At 48.0% G+C, this 16699-nt stretch carries 16 protein-coding genes and 8 tRNA genes; all 24 read right to left on the bottom strand.

All coding sequences use genetic code 11. The annotated features are described in order from the left end of the window. Positions 1 to 121: 121 nt before the first annotated feature. The 24 genes from AC4PM4_RS26875 to AC4PM4_RS26760 all read right to left on the bottom strand — a co-directional run bounded on the left by AC4PM4_RS26875 (position 122) and on the right by AC4PM4_RS26760 (position 16605). Complete coding sequence (locus AC4PM4_RS26875) at positions 122 to 1069, bottom strand: ribose-phosphate diphosphokinase (RefSeq protein WP_063566509.1); 948 nt, start codon at positions 1067 to 1069, stop codon at positions 122 to 124. 270 nt (positions 1070 to 1339) lie between these two features. Then, a complete protein-coding gene (gene hisJ / locus AC4PM4_RS26870) occupies positions 1340 to 2164 on the bottom strand; it encodes a histidinol-phosphatase HisJ (RefSeq protein ID WP_400349247.1) in 825 nt (274 codons plus the stop codon). Between the two features lie 11 nt (positions 2165 to 2175). After that, on the bottom strand, positions 2176 to 2904 hold the full coding sequence (hisIE, locus tag AC4PM4_RS26865; RefSeq protein ID WP_064641184.1) for a bifunctional phosphoribosyl-AMP cyclohydrolase/phosphoribosyl-ATP diphosphatase HisIE: 729 nt from the start codon (positions 2902 to 2904) through the stop codon (positions 2176 to 2178). Next, positions 2897 to 3658 (bottom strand): imidazole glycerol phosphate synthase subunit HisF, encoded by a 762-nt coding sequence (hisF, locus tag AC4PM4_RS26860; protein WP_072735753.1) that lies wholly within the window; start codon positions 3656 to 3658, stop codon positions 2897 to 2899. Before hisF ends, hisIE begins: the two co-directional genes overlap by 8 nt. 231 nt (positions 3659 to 3889) lie before the next feature. Then, entirely contained in the window at positions 3890 to 4624 is a 735-nt protein-coding gene (hisA, locus tag AC4PM4_RS26855) for a 1-(5-phosphoribosyl)-5-[(5-phosphoribosylamino)methylideneamino]imidazole-4-carboxamide isomerase (protein WP_024634114.1), read from the bottom strand. 101 nt (positions 4625 to 4725) lie between these two features. Next, the gene (hisH, locus tag AC4PM4_RS26850) at positions 4726 to 5346 is read right to left on the bottom strand and encodes an imidazole glycerol phosphate synthase subunit HisH (RefSeq protein WP_072735752.1); all 621 of its coding nucleotides are present in this window, start codon (positions 5344 to 5346) and stop codon (positions 4726 to 4728) included. Between the two features lie 3 nt (positions 5347 to 5349). After that, entirely contained in the window at positions 5350 to 5979 is a 630-nt protein-coding gene (gene hisB, locus AC4PM4_RS26845; protein ID WP_063566514.1) for an imidazoleglycerol-phosphate dehydratase HisB, read from the bottom strand. Then, positions 5972 to 7276, bottom strand: coding sequence for a histidinol dehydrogenase (gene hisD / locus AC4PM4_RS26840; protein ID WP_063566515.1), 1305 nt, complete (start codon positions 7274 to 7276; stop codon positions 5972 to 5974). The genes hisB and hisD overlap by 8 nt, the downstream gene beginning before the upstream one ends. Before the next feature lie 107 nt (positions 7277 to 7383). Then, a complete protein-coding gene (hisG, locus tag AC4PM4_RS26835) occupies positions 7384 to 8043 on the bottom strand; it encodes an ATP phosphoribosyltransferase (protein ID WP_063566516.1) in 660 nt (219 codons plus the stop codon). Between the two features lies 1 nt (position 8044). After that, entirely contained in the window at positions 8045 to 9238 is a 1194-nt protein-coding gene (locus tag AC4PM4_RS26830) for an ATP phosphoribosyltransferase regulatory subunit (protein ID WP_090955403.1), read from the bottom strand. 498 nt (positions 9239 to 9736) lie between these two features. Next, positions 9737 to 10258, bottom strand: a complete 522-nt coding sequence (locus AC4PM4_RS26825) for an acyltransferase (protein WP_063566518.1) — start codon at positions 10256 to 10258, stop codon at positions 9737 to 9739. Then, positions 10255 to 10905, bottom strand: coding sequence for a pyrophosphatase PpaX (gene ppaX / locus AC4PM4_RS26820; RefSeq protein ID WP_063566519.1), 651 nt, complete (start codon positions 10903 to 10905; stop codon positions 10255 to 10257). Before ppaX ends, AC4PM4_RS26825 begins: the two co-directional genes overlap by 4 nt. Positions 10906 to 10911: 6 nt before the next feature. Further along, the gene (gene lgt / locus AC4PM4_RS26815; RefSeq protein ID WP_090955404.1) at positions 10912 to 11949 is read right to left on the bottom strand and encodes a prolipoprotein diacylglyceryl transferase; all 1038 of its coding nucleotides are present in this window, start codon (positions 11947 to 11949) and stop codon (positions 10912 to 10914) included. A gap of 126 nt (positions 11950 to 12075) precedes the next feature. Beyond that, positions 12076 to 13014 carry an HPr(Ser) kinase/phosphatase gene (hprK, locus tag AC4PM4_RS26810; protein WP_063566521.1) on the bottom strand — a complete coding sequence of 313 codons (939 nt, stop codon included), beginning with the start codon at positions 13012 to 13014 and terminating at the stop codon, positions 12076 to 12078. 263 nt (positions 13015 to 13277) lie between these two features. After that, positions 13278 to 14402, bottom strand: coding sequence for an ABC transporter ATP-binding protein (locus tag AC4PM4_RS26805; RefSeq protein WP_063566522.1), 1125 nt, complete (start codon positions 14400 to 14402; stop codon positions 13278 to 13280). Positions 14403 to 14505: 103 nt separating this feature from the next. Beyond that, positions 14506 to 15702 carry a PucR family transcriptional regulator gene (locus AC4PM4_RS26800; RefSeq protein WP_240321503.1) on the bottom strand — a complete coding sequence of 399 codons (1197 nt, stop codon included), beginning with the start codon at positions 15700 to 15702 and terminating at the stop codon, positions 14506 to 14508. A gap of 162 nt (positions 15703 to 15864) precedes the next feature. Next, positions 15865 to 15937, bottom strand: a tRNA-Lys gene (locus AC4PM4_RS26795). An 8-nt stretch (positions 15938 to 15945) separates the two neighbouring features. Further along, positions 15946 to 16031, bottom strand: a tRNA-Tyr gene (locus tag AC4PM4_RS26790). A 9-nt stretch (positions 16032 to 16040) separates the two neighbouring features. After that, a tRNA-Phe gene (locus AC4PM4_RS26785) sits at positions 16041 to 16116 on the bottom strand. Between the two features lie 20 nt (positions 16117 to 16136). After that, positions 16137 to 16214, bottom strand: a tRNA-Asp gene (locus AC4PM4_RS26780). Between the two features lie 9 nt (positions 16215 to 16223). Continuing rightward, positions 16224 to 16299 (bottom strand) — tRNA-Thr (locus tag AC4PM4_RS26775). Between the two features lie 5 nt (positions 16300 to 16304). Then, positions 16305 to 16380 (bottom strand) — tRNA-Val (locus AC4PM4_RS26770). A 9-nt stretch (positions 16381 to 16389) separates the two neighbouring features. After that, a tRNA-Met gene (locus tag AC4PM4_RS26765) sits at positions 16390 to 16466 on the bottom strand. A 47-nt stretch (positions 16467 to 16513) separates the two neighbouring features. After that, positions 16514 to 16605 (bottom strand) — tRNA-Ser (locus AC4PM4_RS26760). Positions 16606 to 16699: the final 94 nt, after the last annotated feature.

The raw sequence follows: 16699 nt of genomic DNA, 5'->3' as shown, positions 1-16699 counted from the left end.
CTCCTTAACTCATCCGCATCTTTACCCTAATCCATCATAAAAAAACAAAAACCGTGCTGAGCAGCAAACCACTCAAACACGGTACAATACACCTGGATTCGCACAGATCTGTGCTGCATGATTAAATCCCTGAATCTTTAAACAATGTCGCCATGGAGCCGCCATCCACAATAATGCGAACAGCACGTGCAAGCATTGGAGCTACGGGCAACACTTTGAAGCATTCTGGGTGATCATCCGGCAGTGCGATGGAGTCTGTGACCACCACCTCGGCTATAGACGGGTGATTAAGTTTACTTAGAGCTCCGTCCGAGAACAGACCATGTGTTGCACATACATATACGTTTTTGGAGCCTCGCTCCTTCAATCCTTCAACAACATTGAGAATTGTCGTTCCGGTATCGATCAGATCCTCAATAATAATTGGAGTTCGACCTTCAACATCCCCAATAACGTGCGTAATGATCGATTCATTGTGGCTTGGCCGCTTTTTGATCATAATGGCAAAAGGTGAATCCAGACGATTCGCCAGTTTCTCTGCCATCGAGGCTCGTCCCGCATCAGGGGAGACAACTACCGGATTTTCAATCCCTTTACTCAGCAAATAATCACTGATGAGATCCAATGATGTCATGTGATCCACAGGAATATTGAAAAACCCTTGAATTGCCGCTGCATGCAGATCAATGGTAACTACCCGGTTTGCCCCAGCAGTAGTTAACACATCCGCAACCATCTTGGCCGAGATCGGCTCACGCGGAGCAGACTTGCGTTCCTGACGGGCATATCCGTAATAAGGAACAATAATATTTACCGTACGGGCAGAAGCCCTTTTGGCTGCATCAATCATGACGAGCAGTTCTACGAACAACTCATTGATCGGATGAGATAATGATTGTATCAGAAATACATCACAGTTGCGGATCGTCTCTTCGTAGTGAACGTATATTTCTCCGCTCTTGAACCGGGACAGTTTGATCTTGCCTAGTTGTACACCCAGCTTGTCGCATACCTGTTCTGCCAGCTTAGGGTTCGATGAACCGGAAAAAATACGTAACGAATGCTGCATAATGCCCTCCCGAGGGTTGAAGTCCCAATATGATCCTTTATCAGTCTAAAAGTGAATGTTCAAAAAGACCCGTTTTCAGTACCGAGAAGATGGGATAAAGCTAGAAATGGAGTAGCGGAGCGTAGGCAAAACTACGTGAGCAACGAACATTTCGGCTGAATTCCAGCTTCGACGCTGATGATGCCATTAGGCATCCTTCGTAATCAAAAGCGGACTTTTTTGAACTACCTCTAAAAAGGTTATTTCCTACCCTCATTATACTCCACTACCTTATACATTTAAAGAAAGGAACGAGCGCTGTCGACCTTCAAAAACGGCTACCTCCGTACAGCCCAGCTCACGCAAGAGCGCCTCGGCCTCAGGCAGATAATCGCCTAGCTTCAGCGGATCATGTGCATCGGAGCCAAGGGTCAGCGGAATTCCCAATCGAATGGCCTCCGTTAACATCCGGCGACCAGGGAACATCTCTGCGCATGGCTTCGATAATCCTGATGCATTGAGCTCCATAGCACAGCCACTTTTTGCGATAGCTTGCAGTGCTGCGTTTTCAAGGGCTATACGCTCTTCAGTCTGCTCTGGTGCCGGAGTGAAGCCAAAGCGCTTGATCACATCTGTATGACCCATAATATCGTACATTCCCGTCGCTGCCGCTTTGCTCACAGCATCATAGTACTGACGATAGACTCCTAGTACGTCTTTGCCTTCCCAATGATGGGTCTGGCGAAAATCCGTAATGTCCCATTCCCCGAGAAAATGAACCGATCCAATCACATAGTCCCATGGATACCGCTCAATAATGGCCCGAATTTCGGTCTCCCAGCCTTCAATATAGTCGCCTTCGAGGCCGACACGCACATCGATCTGACCACGGTACCGCTCTTTCAGAGAAAAACACTCTTCCACGTAACGCGGCAGCTCATCCATGGACATTGCCATCTCAGGATAATAGTGAGCAGGGTCTACATGCAGCAAAGGCATGTGATCCGACAGCCCAATCTGCGACAAGCCAATCTCCACCCCACGCTGCACATAAGCCTCCAGCTTGCCAACCGCATGACCACACCGCTCATGGTGTGTATGATAGTCTATACGCACAGGCTCGCCTCCTAATCGCGGCGAGGCCGCTCGTGGCGACGGCTCAGCTCTGACATGATGTCATCCAGCGGCAGCTTGCGCTCTTGCAACAGAACGAGCAAGTGGTACATCAGGTCACTGACCTCAAGACGAAGCTCGTCATTGTCTTTATTTTTGGCGGCAATGATCGTCTCGGACGCTTCTTCACCGATTTTTTTCAGAATTTTATCAACGCCTTTATCGAACAGGTACGTCGTATATGCACCTTCCGGACGCTCACGTTCACGCTCTGCAATGACCGATTCCAGTTCAGCCAGTACTTCAAAACGGCTTTCGGAGCTGGCACTTGCAGTCGTTGCAATAGAATCACCTGAAGTCTGATTTGCTGATTGCTCTGGCAAGCCCACGATTTCATTATGGAAACACGTCACTGCTCCGGTGTGGCAAGCAGGTCCGTTCGGCTTCACTTCAACCAGCAAGGTGTCACCATCACAATCGTATTTCAATGAAGTAATCGTCTGTACGTTACCTGAAGTTGCGCCCTTGTGCCACAGCTCTTGACGCGAGCGTGACCAGAACCACGTTTCACCGGATTCCAGCGACAATTTTAGGGATTCCCGATTCATATAAGCCATCATCAGAACTTGACGTGTCTCTGCATCCTGCACAATGGCAGGTACCAAACCATCGCTCCAGCGAATGTGTTCCACAACCTGCTCCAAGGATAACTGCTCCTTAATCTCATTGCTTACATTAGTCACGGATCTCCACCCCTTGCTCTCTCAAATGTTGTTTTAACGCCGGAACGGCGATTTCTTTGTAATGGAATATCGTTGCTGCTAGACCTGCGTCCGCTTTGCCTGTAGTGAAGACATCATAGAAATGGGATTCCTTGCCTGCACCGCCTGAAGCAATGACCGGAATACGTACCGATTCGGATACCGCTGCAGTCAGCTTAAGATCGAATCCGTCCTTCGTTCCGTCCGCGTCCATGCTTGTCAGCAGAATTTCGCCAGCGCCTAAGGTCTCCGCCTGTTTAACCCAATCAAGCGCCTTAATTCCTGAAGGTTTACGTCCACCATGCGTGTACACTTCCCATTCGCCCCAAGCCTCATTATACTTGGCGTCTATTGCAACGACGATACACTGGGAACCAAAGCGACGTGCTCCGTCTGCAATCAGCTGAGGATTAAGCACAGCTGCCGTATTTACCGCAATCTTGTCCGCTCCTGCACGCAGAATGCGCTTCATGTCTTCCACCTTGGAGATCCCTCCACCTACGGTAAAAGGAATGGCGATCTCGCCTGCGGTTTGTCGCACCACTTCTTCCATCGTTTCGCGGCCTTCCACCGAAGCGGAGATATCGAGAAACACCAGTTCGTCCGCACCCTCGCGGTCATACAGCGCCGCCAGCTCCACCGGATCACCCGCATCGCGGAGATTGACGAAGTTAACGCCTTTGACAACCCGGCCGTCCTTCACGTCCAGACAAGGAATGATTCTTTTTGCCAGCATGCTCCTCTTCCTCTCTCCTCATGATCGCATTCCTGTATAAGTTCAACTTAGAATATTCACACTAGCCACTCCGATGACAGAACAACCTTACGATCGCTGTTATCCCCAGATTTTTTGATCCTTTTTTAAAGGGTAAATCCGGGGATAAAGGCGAACGTTTCACTTCTTCAGGTTTTTTCTGTCCTCTCCGTTATCGTGCAAATGTTTATTTGAGCCTATATAGTATCGCTATTATTTATTTACCGCACGTACCGCTTCGGACAGATCAATACTACCAGTATACAGCGCTTTCCCTACGATTGCTCCTCCGACACCATCTTCCGCATGCTTGCTTAAACGAAGCAGATCATCCATGACACTAACTCCCCCGGAAGCAATCACCGTACGGCCACTCGCCTTTGCAAGAGACACGATCGCTTCCACGTTAGGACCCTGCATCATGCCATCACGGGAGATGTCTGTGAAGATGAAGGTTTCGGCACCAAATGCCGCCAGTTCCTTCGCAAGTACCTCGGCCTGAACTTCCGATGTCTCCAGCCATCCGCGTGTCGCCACATAGCCATTGCGTGCATCGATACCAATAGCTACTTTATCTCCGTAACGCCCCAGTACTTCTTCTGTAAAAGCGCGATCTTCAATCGCAGCTGTTCCGATAATAAGACGACTTACGCCGAGGCCCAACAAACGTTCTACATCAGCCACTGTACGAAGACCTCCACCGACCTGAACAGGCACGTTCACGGCCGAAGCAATACGCCCGATCAGCTCATCATTCACGGGATGACCTGCTTTTGCACCGTCCAGATCCACCAGATGAACGTATGTACCACCTTGCTTCTCCCAGGAAAGAGCAACTTGAACCGGGTCATCGTTATATACCGTCTCCTGATTGTAATCTCCCTGCACCAGTCTTACACATTTGCCGTCCCGGATATCAATTGCCGGATATATGATAAAAGATGACATACAAGGCCTCCTGAATATATTCATATTTGTCTCTATATAAGTTTAGCTACGTATTATTTTATAAGGATGGAATTAAAAAATCATATGATCGCTGATTATGATTACGCCTTTGATCCAGTCAACGCAAGGAAGTTGCCAAGCAGCTTCATACCCAGCTCTCCGCTCTTCTCCGGGTGGAACTGCATACCGAAATTGGAGCCTCTGCCAACAATCGCCGTAACCGGATGTCCGTAATCCGTTACTGCCAATAGATCGCTCTCTACGTCCGTACGTGCATGATATGAATGGACAAAATAGACATGACTTGCCTCAAGCCCCGCGAATAGCGGATTTTCCGGGTGCAGGAACTGCAATCGATTCCAGCCCATATGCGGAACCTTTAATTCTCCCGGTGCGAATCGCACAACTTTACCCGGCAAAATATTCAATCCTTCATGCTCGCCATGCTCCTCACTTGAGCTGAACAACAGCTGCATGCCCAGACAGATGCCGAGTAGCGGTGTTGGTCCAGCTGCCGCTTCCTTCACCACTGCGTCCAAGCCACTCTCTCTCAAGTGCACCATGGCATCGCCAAATGCACCTACACCTGGCAATATCACACCATCTGCACCAAGAATCGCATCACGGTCACCTGTGACCAGCGCTTCGTAGCCAAGACGTTCGACCGCTTTGCCGACGCTGTGCAGGTTCCCCATACCATAATCGACAATTGCAATCGCCATCGTCTACAGCACTCCCTTCGTGGAAGGCACACCCGTTACACGTGGATCAATCGTTGTTGCCTCATCCAATGCACGTCCCAGTGCTTTGAAGATCGCCTCGATCATGTGGTGCGTATTTTGTCCGTAGTGCACGATAACGTGCAAGGTAATGCGCGCTTCCAGCGCCAATTTCCACAGGAACTCATGTACCAGCTCGGTTGAGAAGCTGCCCACTTGCTGAGACGGGTATTGTGCGCGGTACTCAAAGTGAGGGCGGTTGCTGACATCGATGACTACCTGAGCGAGAGCCTCATCCATAGGCACAAAAACACTCGCATAACGTTTGATGCCCCGCTTGTCACCCAATGCTTCACGAAGGGTCTGTCCCAGACAGATCCCGATATCCTCCACCGTGTGGTGGTCATCAATATCAACATCGCCGCGCGCTTGTACGTTCAGATCGAATTGTCCATGCTTTGTGAACAGATCGAGCATATGATTCAGGAAAGGTACGTCCGTTTCAATCTCGGATTGCCCGGTTCCATCTACGGCAAAAGAAAGCTGAATGTTCGTTTCATTTGTTTTGCGGTCTACCTCTGCCTGACGTACAGCACCCTTATTCTGAAGGTCCAAACCATTATTCTGCTTATCCATTATCCGATTCCGCCTTTCCTTCCTGTTCTAACCGTACAGCGATCGCACGGGCGTGTCCTTCGAGCCCTTCATGCCGGGCCAGCTCTATAATCGCCGCTCCATTTTGGAGCAACGCTTCCTTGCTGTAATAGATCAAACTTGATTTTTTGATAAAATCATCCACATCCACAGGTGAGCTGAATCGTGCCGTTCCATTTGTCGGAATAATATGATTCGGTCCCGCAAAATAATCCCCTACCGGCTCCGAGCTATACGGGCCGAGGAAGATCGCTCCGGCATTCTCGATCCGGCCAGCGTAAGCCATGGGCTCCTGCACCATGATCTCCAGATGCTCCGGTGCGAGCCGGTTCACCACATCGATTCCCTCATCGATGGAGTCGACCACAATAATCGCGCCATGCTGCTCCACGGAAGCAGCAGCGATATCGCGCCGCGGCAGCACTTCTAGCTGCTGCCGCACTTCGGCCTGCACGGCTTCCGCCAGCACGGCCGAGGTCGTGACGAGAATGGCCGATGCCATCTCGTCATGCTCCGCCTGCGACAACAGGTCGGCGGCGACATATACCGGATTCGCCGTATCATCGGCGAGTACCACAATCTCACTCGGCCCGGCGATACTATCGATATCGACTGCGCCATAAACCTCGCGCTTCGCGAGCGCCACGTAAATATTGCCCGGTCCACAGATCTTGTCGACCGGGGCAATACTCTCCGTGCCGTAAGCGAGGGCGGCGATTGCCTGAGCGCCGCCAACCCGGTACATTTCGCTCACGCCTGCTTCCGCAGCAGCCACGAGAATGTACGGGTTAATACCTTCACCGCCATTTGTTGACGGCGGCGTCACCAAAACAATCTCCGGCACGCCAGCCACCTGTGCCGGAATCACATTCATCAGCACCGACGAAGGGTACGCTGCTTTGCCGCCAGGTACATAAACGCCGACCCGCTTCAGCGGTCGGATTACCTGGCCCAGCAGACTGCCGTCCGGCTGCCAATCCATCCATGAGTTGCGCTTCTGCTTCTCATGAAACGCACGAATGTTAGCGGCGGCCTGACGGATCGCCGTCACGAAGGAAGGCTCCACAGCTGCATAGGCTGCTTGCAGCTCTTCCTGCGGCACGCGAAGCTCCGCAGCCGTCAGCTTCGTGCGATCCAGCTGCTCTGTGTAACGCAGCAGTGCCGCATCTCCTTCCCGGCGAATGTCGCTGACAATGCGCCGTACCGCTTCATTTTGCTCAGGTGTACCGTATTCCACTTCCCGCTTCAAATCAAACTCCCGTGCAGGTACAATTTTCATGAGTACAACCTCCCTATCCCTGTATAACCTGTGATACCTCTAATATCCGTTTATGCTATATGATCAATCATCGATTAGTTACTTCTGCTCCATCTTACATGCTTGATTTATCCCCGAAAGATCCCCGAAGACACCTCATTCGAGGCTGGAATGACCTGTTGGAGAGCATCGCATAATGCTTGAATCCGTGCATTCTTCATCCGATAGCTGACCCGATTGGCAATAAGGCGGCTTGTGATATCCAGAATACCCGTCATCTCCACGAGTCCATTCTCACGCAACGTCTGGCCAGTCTCCACCAGATCGACGATTCGATCTGCCAAACCGATCAGCGGCGCCAGTTCGATGGACCCGTTCAGTTTGATTACTTCCACCTGCTGTCCTTGCTCGCGGAAATATTGGGAAGCGATTCTCGGGTACTTTGTTGCCACTCGCTGCTGAATGCCAGGTGTCCAGTCCGGTAGTCCAATAACAGACATGCGGCACTGGGCGATTCCCAAGTTCAACAATTCGTATACGTCCCGATTTTCCTCAAGCAGAACGTCTTTACCCACTATGCCAATATCCGCTACTCCATACTCCACATACGTTGGCACGTCTACGGGCTTCGCCATGATGAACTCCATCCCCGCTTCCGGCACTTCGATGACCAGCTTGCGCGTATCGTCCACGTCTTCCGGAATATCAAGCCCTGCTTCACGGAACAGTTTGGAGGCTTTCTTATAGATTCGGCCCTTCGGCATAGCTACCTTCAAAATATCCGACATCTTAGCGTCCCCCTCCATTTTCAGATCCGTACGTGATAACCTGCTCAGCCTGGATTGACTTGTTGCCTGTTAGAGCCTCTGCCCCATCTTTAGGAAGGAGGTATGTTACTACATTCTGACCAATGCTGCGTAGTCTCGCCGCCTCTGTTAGAGCCTCAGCCCGGTGTTCCGAAGTATATTGAATAAGTACAGGCTTCTTCTCTTCCATCGTAATTCCATGAACACCATCGATAATACGGTTTGTTTTGAGTGCAAATCCTGTAGCCGGTAATGAACGGCCAAACTGCTGTAACAGATTATCATATCGTCCGCCACTGCATACCGGGGATCCAAGCTCTGCCGCATACCCTTCAAACGTCATGCCTGTATAATAGGAGAAATCACCAATCATCGTCAGATCAATCAGCACATGCTCAGAAACACCGTACGCTTCCAACACTTCGAATACTGCACAGAGATGTGCAATGGACTGTGCTGCTTCAGTACTTGAACTCAGCTCTGCTGCGTGTGTACATACTTCTTTACCGCCACGCAGACGCAAAATAGCTTCAAGCTGCTCCTTCAGTTTCGGTTCCAGATTCAATGCTTCAATGGATTGGCGATAGCCGACATAATCACGTCCCAGCAATCCTTCTTTCAACTGTTCCTGTTGTACCGTTTGACCCGGAATGACTTCTTCCAGTAACCCGTTCAGAAATCCCATATGACCCATCGCAATTTTAAAGGAAGACACACCCGCTGCCTGCAAAGAAGCAATCGCAAGTGCTACAACTTCTGCATCTGCTTCTGGCGAATCATCACCGACAAGCTCTACACCTGTCTGGAAAAATTCCGCCTCACGTCCTGCTTCCTCTTCAATGGAACGAAACACATTCGCATGATAGGACAAACGCAGAGGAAGCTTCTCATCCTTTAATAGAGAAGAGACCACCCGTGCAATCGGAGCTGTCAAATCTGATCTTAGCACCAGCGTAGTCCCGCGACTGTTCAATAATTTAAACAGCTTGCGATCCGATGTGGAACTAGCTACACCTACGGTATCGTAGTATTCAATCGTTGGCGTAATGATTTGACGGTAACCCCAGCGTTCCATGCATTCCAGTACATTCCGCTCAATGGTTCGCAGCTTGGTCACCACATGTGGTGTATAGTCACGAAAACCTGTCGGTTTTTCAAAGCCTTTTGGTTTGGACATTGGTATTATTCACCCCGAGTCAGTAATTTAAGATTGGTAGACGTTCTATTTCAACAGGATTTATGTAGTGTAAATCCCCATTCTATCTTGTAACCTGAATTTTTATTGTTGCTGCCAGGCAGCCTTCAGAAAATGTTTAGTAAGTGTTCTTCATTTCTGCTTAACTATACTTAACTTTTGTCCCTTTTCTTTAACATGGTAAAGTGCTAACAAACTAAAGGATATGGGATATGATAACATGAATGACTATCCATCGTCAACAATACAGCCCCTTTGGGGGGCTTGTACTATATCCTCCATTTTGATCCCAATGCTGAACATGAGTCTAACTATTTGTATACGAAAAAAGCTGCCATCAGCAGCTTCCTTACTCCAGTCAATTCGACTTATTGCTCTTCCCCTGACTGAACCCATTCAGGTTAATTTTCGTCCGTGTATTCTTTGCGATGATCTTTTGCAGATATATCCGTAGGCCGTCTCGGCCGTCTCCCAAAATCATTACTCATCAGCCTTTATGACAATATCCTCCGCTGAAGCATTCGAGCGAGACAGATCACGAAGTGGATTTCCTCCAACAAAAGCCCCCGGAGCTACATCCTTATGAACAACTGCTCCTGCAGCTACTACCGCACCGTCTCCAATGGTTACACCCGGCAGGATGGTTGAATTAGCACCGATCAGTACATTTTCTCCGATAATCACCTCACCCAGTCTGTACTCTTTAATAAGATACTCGTGAGCCAGGATCGTGGTGTTGTAACCAATCACGGAATTTTCGCCTACCGTAATTTTCTCCGGAAAGAACACATCAACCATCACCATCAAACCAAATGCCGTATGTTTACCCACCTTCATGCCAAGCATGCGACGATAGATCCAGTTCTTGACCGATAGAATCGGGCAGTACCGTGACAACTGAATCCAGATAAAATTACGCACGCCTTTCCACGGACTCACTGTCTTGTAGATATGCCAAAGTGCGTTATGACCTTCTACGGGATAGCGGGTTACTTTTCTCATGAACGTTCCGTTTCAATCAGCTTAAGCAAGTCCTTCATGTCGTGCAAAATGTAATCTGGGTTATAGCCGCTCAATACGGCCTCTCCCTTAAGGGACCAGGCTACGCCTGCCGCAAGCGCACCCGCGTTCTGTGCCGATTGAATATCGACAGGGCTGTCACCCACCATCAATGTTTTGGACGGATCTGCACCCAACTCTTCGATCGCCTTTAGCACCGGTTCAGCATGCGGTTTGGGATTGGTTACATCGGTAACTGTTACAATCGATTTCATATACTTCAACAGGTCGAAACGCTCCAGCACTTTAAGAGTAGATGGACGAATCTTCGTCGTGACAACACCCATCACAATTCCTGCCTCATGAAGAGCCTCAACAACCTCAATCACGTGAGGAAACGGCTGAACCATCGCCTCATGATGAACGTCGTTGTACGCCCGATATCCTTTGACATACTCCGCAACATCCTCTTTCCCAGAAAACGTACGCATCTGATTCTCCAGTGTTCCTCCCATATGAGGAATGATCTGTTCGCGTGTCCAAGGGGTAGATAACTGCAAATCCTCCATTACATGAAGGAAAGAGTTAATAATTAGTTCATTCGTGTCGATAATCGTTCCATCCAGATCAAACAAAACCGTGTCAATCATGTTGCATTACTCCTTTTTCTCTTCAGCTTGCTTCAGATCCTCTTTGGTCGAGACTGGAGTTACCGTGTCCTCTTTGCCTGCAACCGGGCCTGTTTGCACCATATCATCCGATGATTCTGAAGGAACCTTGGAAGATACAATAGGATCGCTATAACGTACATCTGCCTTGCCTGTCATTCTTCTCACGACGATGAAGACTACCGCAACAACAATGATCCCAATAGCCAGCAGCTGCGAAATTCTTACGTTACCGTAGGCTGGATCAAGATATCCTTGCTCGAAGCCCATAGCTGTCATCGGTGACCATAATCCATTAACCATGGAGGCAACCCATTGCGGAGCCTGGAATCCCAGGCTGTCGGTACGCAGCGCTTCGATAAAGAATCGACCGATTGAGTACCAGATAAAATAGGACATAAACAGCTCACCAGCACGCAGGAACTTCTGACGACGAAGCACCAGTAAGATGACCAGACCAACAAGACTCCACATCGATTCATACAAAAATGCAGGATGATGGAATACACCTTCCACGTTCATCTGATTAACGATAAAGTCTGGCAAATGAAGCTTGTCTCTCAAAAATGATTCTTCTACAGGACCGCCATAGGCCTCCTGATTCACAAAATTACCCCAGCGTCCGATCATTTGTCCAACGATCAATCCAGGTGCACAGATGTCGGCCATACGCCAGAAATTATACCCTTTACGACGGAAGAAAATGACTGCACATATGATCGCACCAATCAATGCGCCATATATGGCGATACCACCATTCCATATTTTAAAGACATCCCAGAAATTATCCTTATAATCGTCCCATCGAAATGCCACGTAGTATATGCGGGCACCGATAATGGCAGAAGGCACACCAAGCAGAACCATGTCCATGAACACTTCCTGCGGAATGTTATACCGTTTGCCTTCCCGGATGACGAGCAGCAAACCTACAAGTGCCGCTGTACCGAGAATAAGCCCGTACCAGTGAACCTTTAACGCTCCGATGGAGAACGCTATCGGGTTCAACAGTAATAATGTATCCATTCATTCACACTCCTATAAATTGACTCATTCACTAGCATGACCAACTGCTGTATGTCTCCAACGCTCTATAAAGGAGTAAAACACATCAACAATTGGCCTTTAATCGTATAATAGATCCTTCTCTTCTTAGTCCATGTCTTCCATATCTTCAGAGATCGTTGCTGTCAGCTTGTTCGTAAATTGTAACGCAGCATTCAGCCCCATCTGTTTCAAGCGATAGTTCATTCCCGCTACTTCAATGATAACAGCCAAGTTCCGCCCCGGACGAACAGGAATCGTTACAAGCGGTACATCTGTGTCAATGATGCGTGTCGTCTCTTCATCCAGACCAAGACGATCATATTGTTTATCCTGCTGCCAAGCTTCCAGACGAACAACCAGTGTAATCCTTTTGTTATTACGAACCGCACCCGCACCGAACAATGTCATTACGTTGATGATGCCGACACCACGGATCTCAAGTAGGTGACGGATCAATTCTGGCGCAGTTCCGTGCAGCTGGAAGTCTGATGTCTGACGAATTTCTACCGCATCATCGGCAATCAATCGGTGACCACGTTTCACCAGTTCCAGTGCAGTTTCACTCTTACCAATGCCACTGCTTCCGGTGATTAACATGCCTACTCCATACACATCACAGAGTACACCGTGAATTGTTGCTGTAGGCGCCAGTTTCTTCTCCAGAAATCCAGTAATCCGGCTGGACAGAATCGTTGTAGCCATGTTGCTGCGAAGCACAGCAAGGTTCTGTTCTTCACTGATGTCAATCAGTTCCTGTGGCACTTCAAGTCCCCGGGTTACTACGATACATGGCGTTTCTTCCGTACAAAGGCGCTGCATCCGATCACGGCGCTCATCTTCTGGCAACATTGCAAAAAAGGCCAGCTCTGTTCTACCAAGCAGCTGTACCCGTTCTTGTGGATGATATTCAAAATAACCGGCCATTTCCAGACCAGGACGGTTTAAATCGTCTACAGTAATGACTCTCTTCAGTCCGTGAGATCCAGAAACAACCTCCAACTGGAATTGTTGTACCAATTCAGATACTTTCACTTTTTTCGCCATTTGTCTCTTCCTTTCAGCATTCGCTGCCCTCTATGTACATCAGCATTAGCGTCATTCCATTGCATTAATAGCGCATTCATGTTGTTTGTTACAGCATCTAACCTTCAAATAATCTTAAATGAATTCCGGGATGAATGCAATCTTGGCTTCCACCCGTGTATGAGTAAAAAAGCCCCTTCCAGCAATAACGGAAGGGGCTCAGATTACCATGTATGATTGCGTTAACTGATAGATTCTATCGTTACCGATGAATCTCAGTACTATTAGTCTTGAAGAAGAACGTTTGCTTCAGTCTCTTTGTCAAAGATATGAACTTTGTTCATGTCAATTGCCATTTTAACTGTAGAACCATCACGAGTGTTGGAACGTCCGTCTACACGTGCGATTGTAGTGTCGTTACCTACACCGCTCAAGTAGAGGAGCATTTCGTGACCCAGGTTCTCTGTTACGTCTACGTGTGTAGAGAATACAGAGTTCGGGGATGCTTCCAGGAATACTGGCTCTTCGTGAATGTCTTCTGGACGAACACCCAGAATGACTTCTTTACCAATGTATCCTCTTGATTTCAGCACTTGTGCTTTACCTTGTGGGATTTCAACGTCCACACCAGGAGCTACGAAATGCATGCTAGCACCTTGCTCAGCCAATTTACCCGAGATAAAGTTCATTGTCGGGGAACCGATGAAACCAGCTACGAACAGATTAGCAGGGAGGTTGTAAAGCTCTTCCGGAGAAGCAGCTTGTTGGATGATACCATCCTTCATAACAACGATTCGATCACCCATTGTCATTGCTTCGATCTGGTCATGCGTTACGTAGATAACGGTTGTTTCCAAACGTTTCGCAAGTTTAGTGATCTCAGCACGCATTTGACCACGCAATTTTGCATCCAAGTTGGAGAGAGGCTCATCCATCAAGAACACTTGTGGATCACGGACGATCGCACGTCCCAGAGCGACACGCTGACGTTGACCACCGGACAATGCCTTAGGTTTACGCTCAAGCAAATGCTCGATATCCAGGATTCTAGCTGCTTCACGTACACGTTTGTCGATCTCATCTTTTTTCACTTTACGCAATTTCAGACCAAACGCCATGTTTTGGTATACGCTCATATGCGGATACAAGGCATAGGATTGGAATACCATCGCGATATCGCGGTCTTTAGGAGCAACATCATTAACGACGCGGTCACCGATATAGAGTTTACCTTCAGAAATTTCCTCAAGGCCTGCGATCATACGCAGTGTTGTTGATTTACCACAACCGGACGGACCTACCAGTACCAGAAACTCTTTATCTTTAATGTCCAGGTTAATATCAACTACTGTTGCTTTATCAGAACCCGGGTATTTTTTGAAAATATGCTCTAAACGTACACCAGCCATGATTGTTGCCTCCTCAGAGATCATTTTGTAATCGAATACATTTTGTAGTTTTATATTAACCCATTTGCATGATGTTTGACTATTCGCAAACTGCACAAAAATATCAAAGCTTTTTCGTCACTTTGTACATAAGCAATAAAAGTCGCACCAGAACAGCACTTTCGAAGTTTCTAACATCATATCCAATCTCCTGTTTGATCTTATCCAAACGATATACCAAGGTATTTCGATGAATAAAGAGTCGCTTTGCCGTCTCGCTGACATTACAATCGAGATTGAAGAAGGTCTCCAGTGTAGCCAGTGTTTCACTATCACTAAACAACACAGTGCCTTTCCCCGTTTCCTGTATAAAACGAAGTCGCTGTTGCACAGGAATACTATCTACCAAACGCTCAAGGTGCAGATCCCAAGGAAGATGAATGTGTTGCACGACATGGAAAGCTCTGCCCAAGTGAACACTCTCTTGAAGAAGTGCCGTGACAGAAGATAGCTGTTTTGCAGGGATACACGGTAAGGATGCGGACAAATGAAATACACCCGCCCATTCACTGGCTACCAATTCATAGAGCCCCTGACAGAAGGCATTCAATAAATCTTTTCTGGCTTCCGTCGTATCCTCTTCAGCTTCGCCTGTGACAATCTGTTCATCACCCAGAAACACCCACTCCTGCGCTCCCACAGGAATCAGTATAATCTCTTCACCGAAGTAACTTTCGAGTAACTTGTTCAATTCCTTCGAACGAATACGATGAGCATCAGGTGTCTCACATTGCAGCAAAAATGGGATTTTCTCTGTGTTCAATTCTCCATCCAATGAAAAATGATCCGGAATAGGTTCCTGCTGAACTCTTTGCTCAACCTGTTTCCGAAGCCACTGTCCCAATTCAGCAAGCTGTTGTTCTCTATCGTTTTCATATATCACAGGCTGTTCTTCATCTAACGATTCCCTATGACTAGTAATGAGAAGTTCAATTAAACGCTGTACTTCGAGCGTAACGGCATCAACAGAGCATCCCCAATATAAAACAGTACCTTCTTCCTCGTTCATCCCGATTTTAAAATATATTTGGTCTTCTGTACGCCAACTGCTTACATCCTTTGCTAAACCATCCATCATCTCATCATCACGTAAGAAACCTTCGGCCTCTTTTGTAAGAGTATTATGAGCCACTGGAACAGTTCTACGGTGAGCTGAGCTCAATCCATATTGATTCCATTCTTCTATAGTTATCACGGATTCGTCCAATGTAGTACCTATAATTGCTTCGATTTGTTTTTTTAGATCAGGTATGAGCTTCATATAATGAACGCCACCACTCTGCTTTTTTTCTATTATTTTATCATATCTTGCGCAGCATCGCCTTTTCAGTCTTTATCAGAGTTTCCATATTATTAATTTATTTATCTATAACAAAAAAGAGTGATTAATCAAATTAATGATCAATCACTCTTTTTCAAAAGATGAGTCATGAAGGGCTCGAACCTTCGACACCCTGATTAAAAGTCAGGTGCTCTACCAACTGAGCTAATGACTCGAAAAAACTGGTGGAGGATGATGGATTCGAACCACCGAACCCGTACGGGAGCAGATTTACAGTCTGATGCGTTTGGCCGCTTCGCTAATCCTCCAGAATTATATGGTGGCTCGGGACGGAATCGAACCGCCGACACGAGGATTTTCAGTCCTCTGCTCTACCGACTGAGCTACCGAGCCTTATTTAATTTTTAGATTAATGGCGGAACCGACGGGATTCGAACCCGCGATCTCCTGCGTGACAGGCAGGCATGTTAGGCCAACTACACCACGGTTCCAGGCATTAATGGTGCCGGCGAGAGGACTTGAACCCCCAACCTACTGATTACAAGTCAGTTGCTCTACCAGTTGAGCTACACCGGCGTATATGGTGGAGGCTGAGGGGATCGAACCCCCGACCCTCTGCTTGTAAGGCAGATGCTCTCCCAGCTGAGCTAAGCCTCCTGGGTAATATGGTAGCGGCGGAGGGGATCGAACCCCCGACCTCACGGGTATGAACCGTACGCTCTAGCCAGCTGAGCTACACCGCCATATTAATAATATTGATCTTGATTGCTTGTCCATCTTAAGGTAAAGATGGCGGAGAGAGAGGGATTCGAACCCTCGCACCGCTTACGCAGTCTAACCCCTTAGCAGAGGGTCCCCTTATAGCCACTTGGGTATCTCTCCAAATAGAGAATCATGAACAATGCTTACAAGGATTGCTCCCTGAAAACTAGATCCGAAACGAAATGTGCGATTTACAACTTGCATATTGGATAAG

This window comes from Paenibacillus sp. MDV22-iso6, from assembly GCF_058408365.1.
Note: the sequence above shows the minus strand (reverse complement) of the source record. Positions and strands in the feature narration are given on the sequence as shown.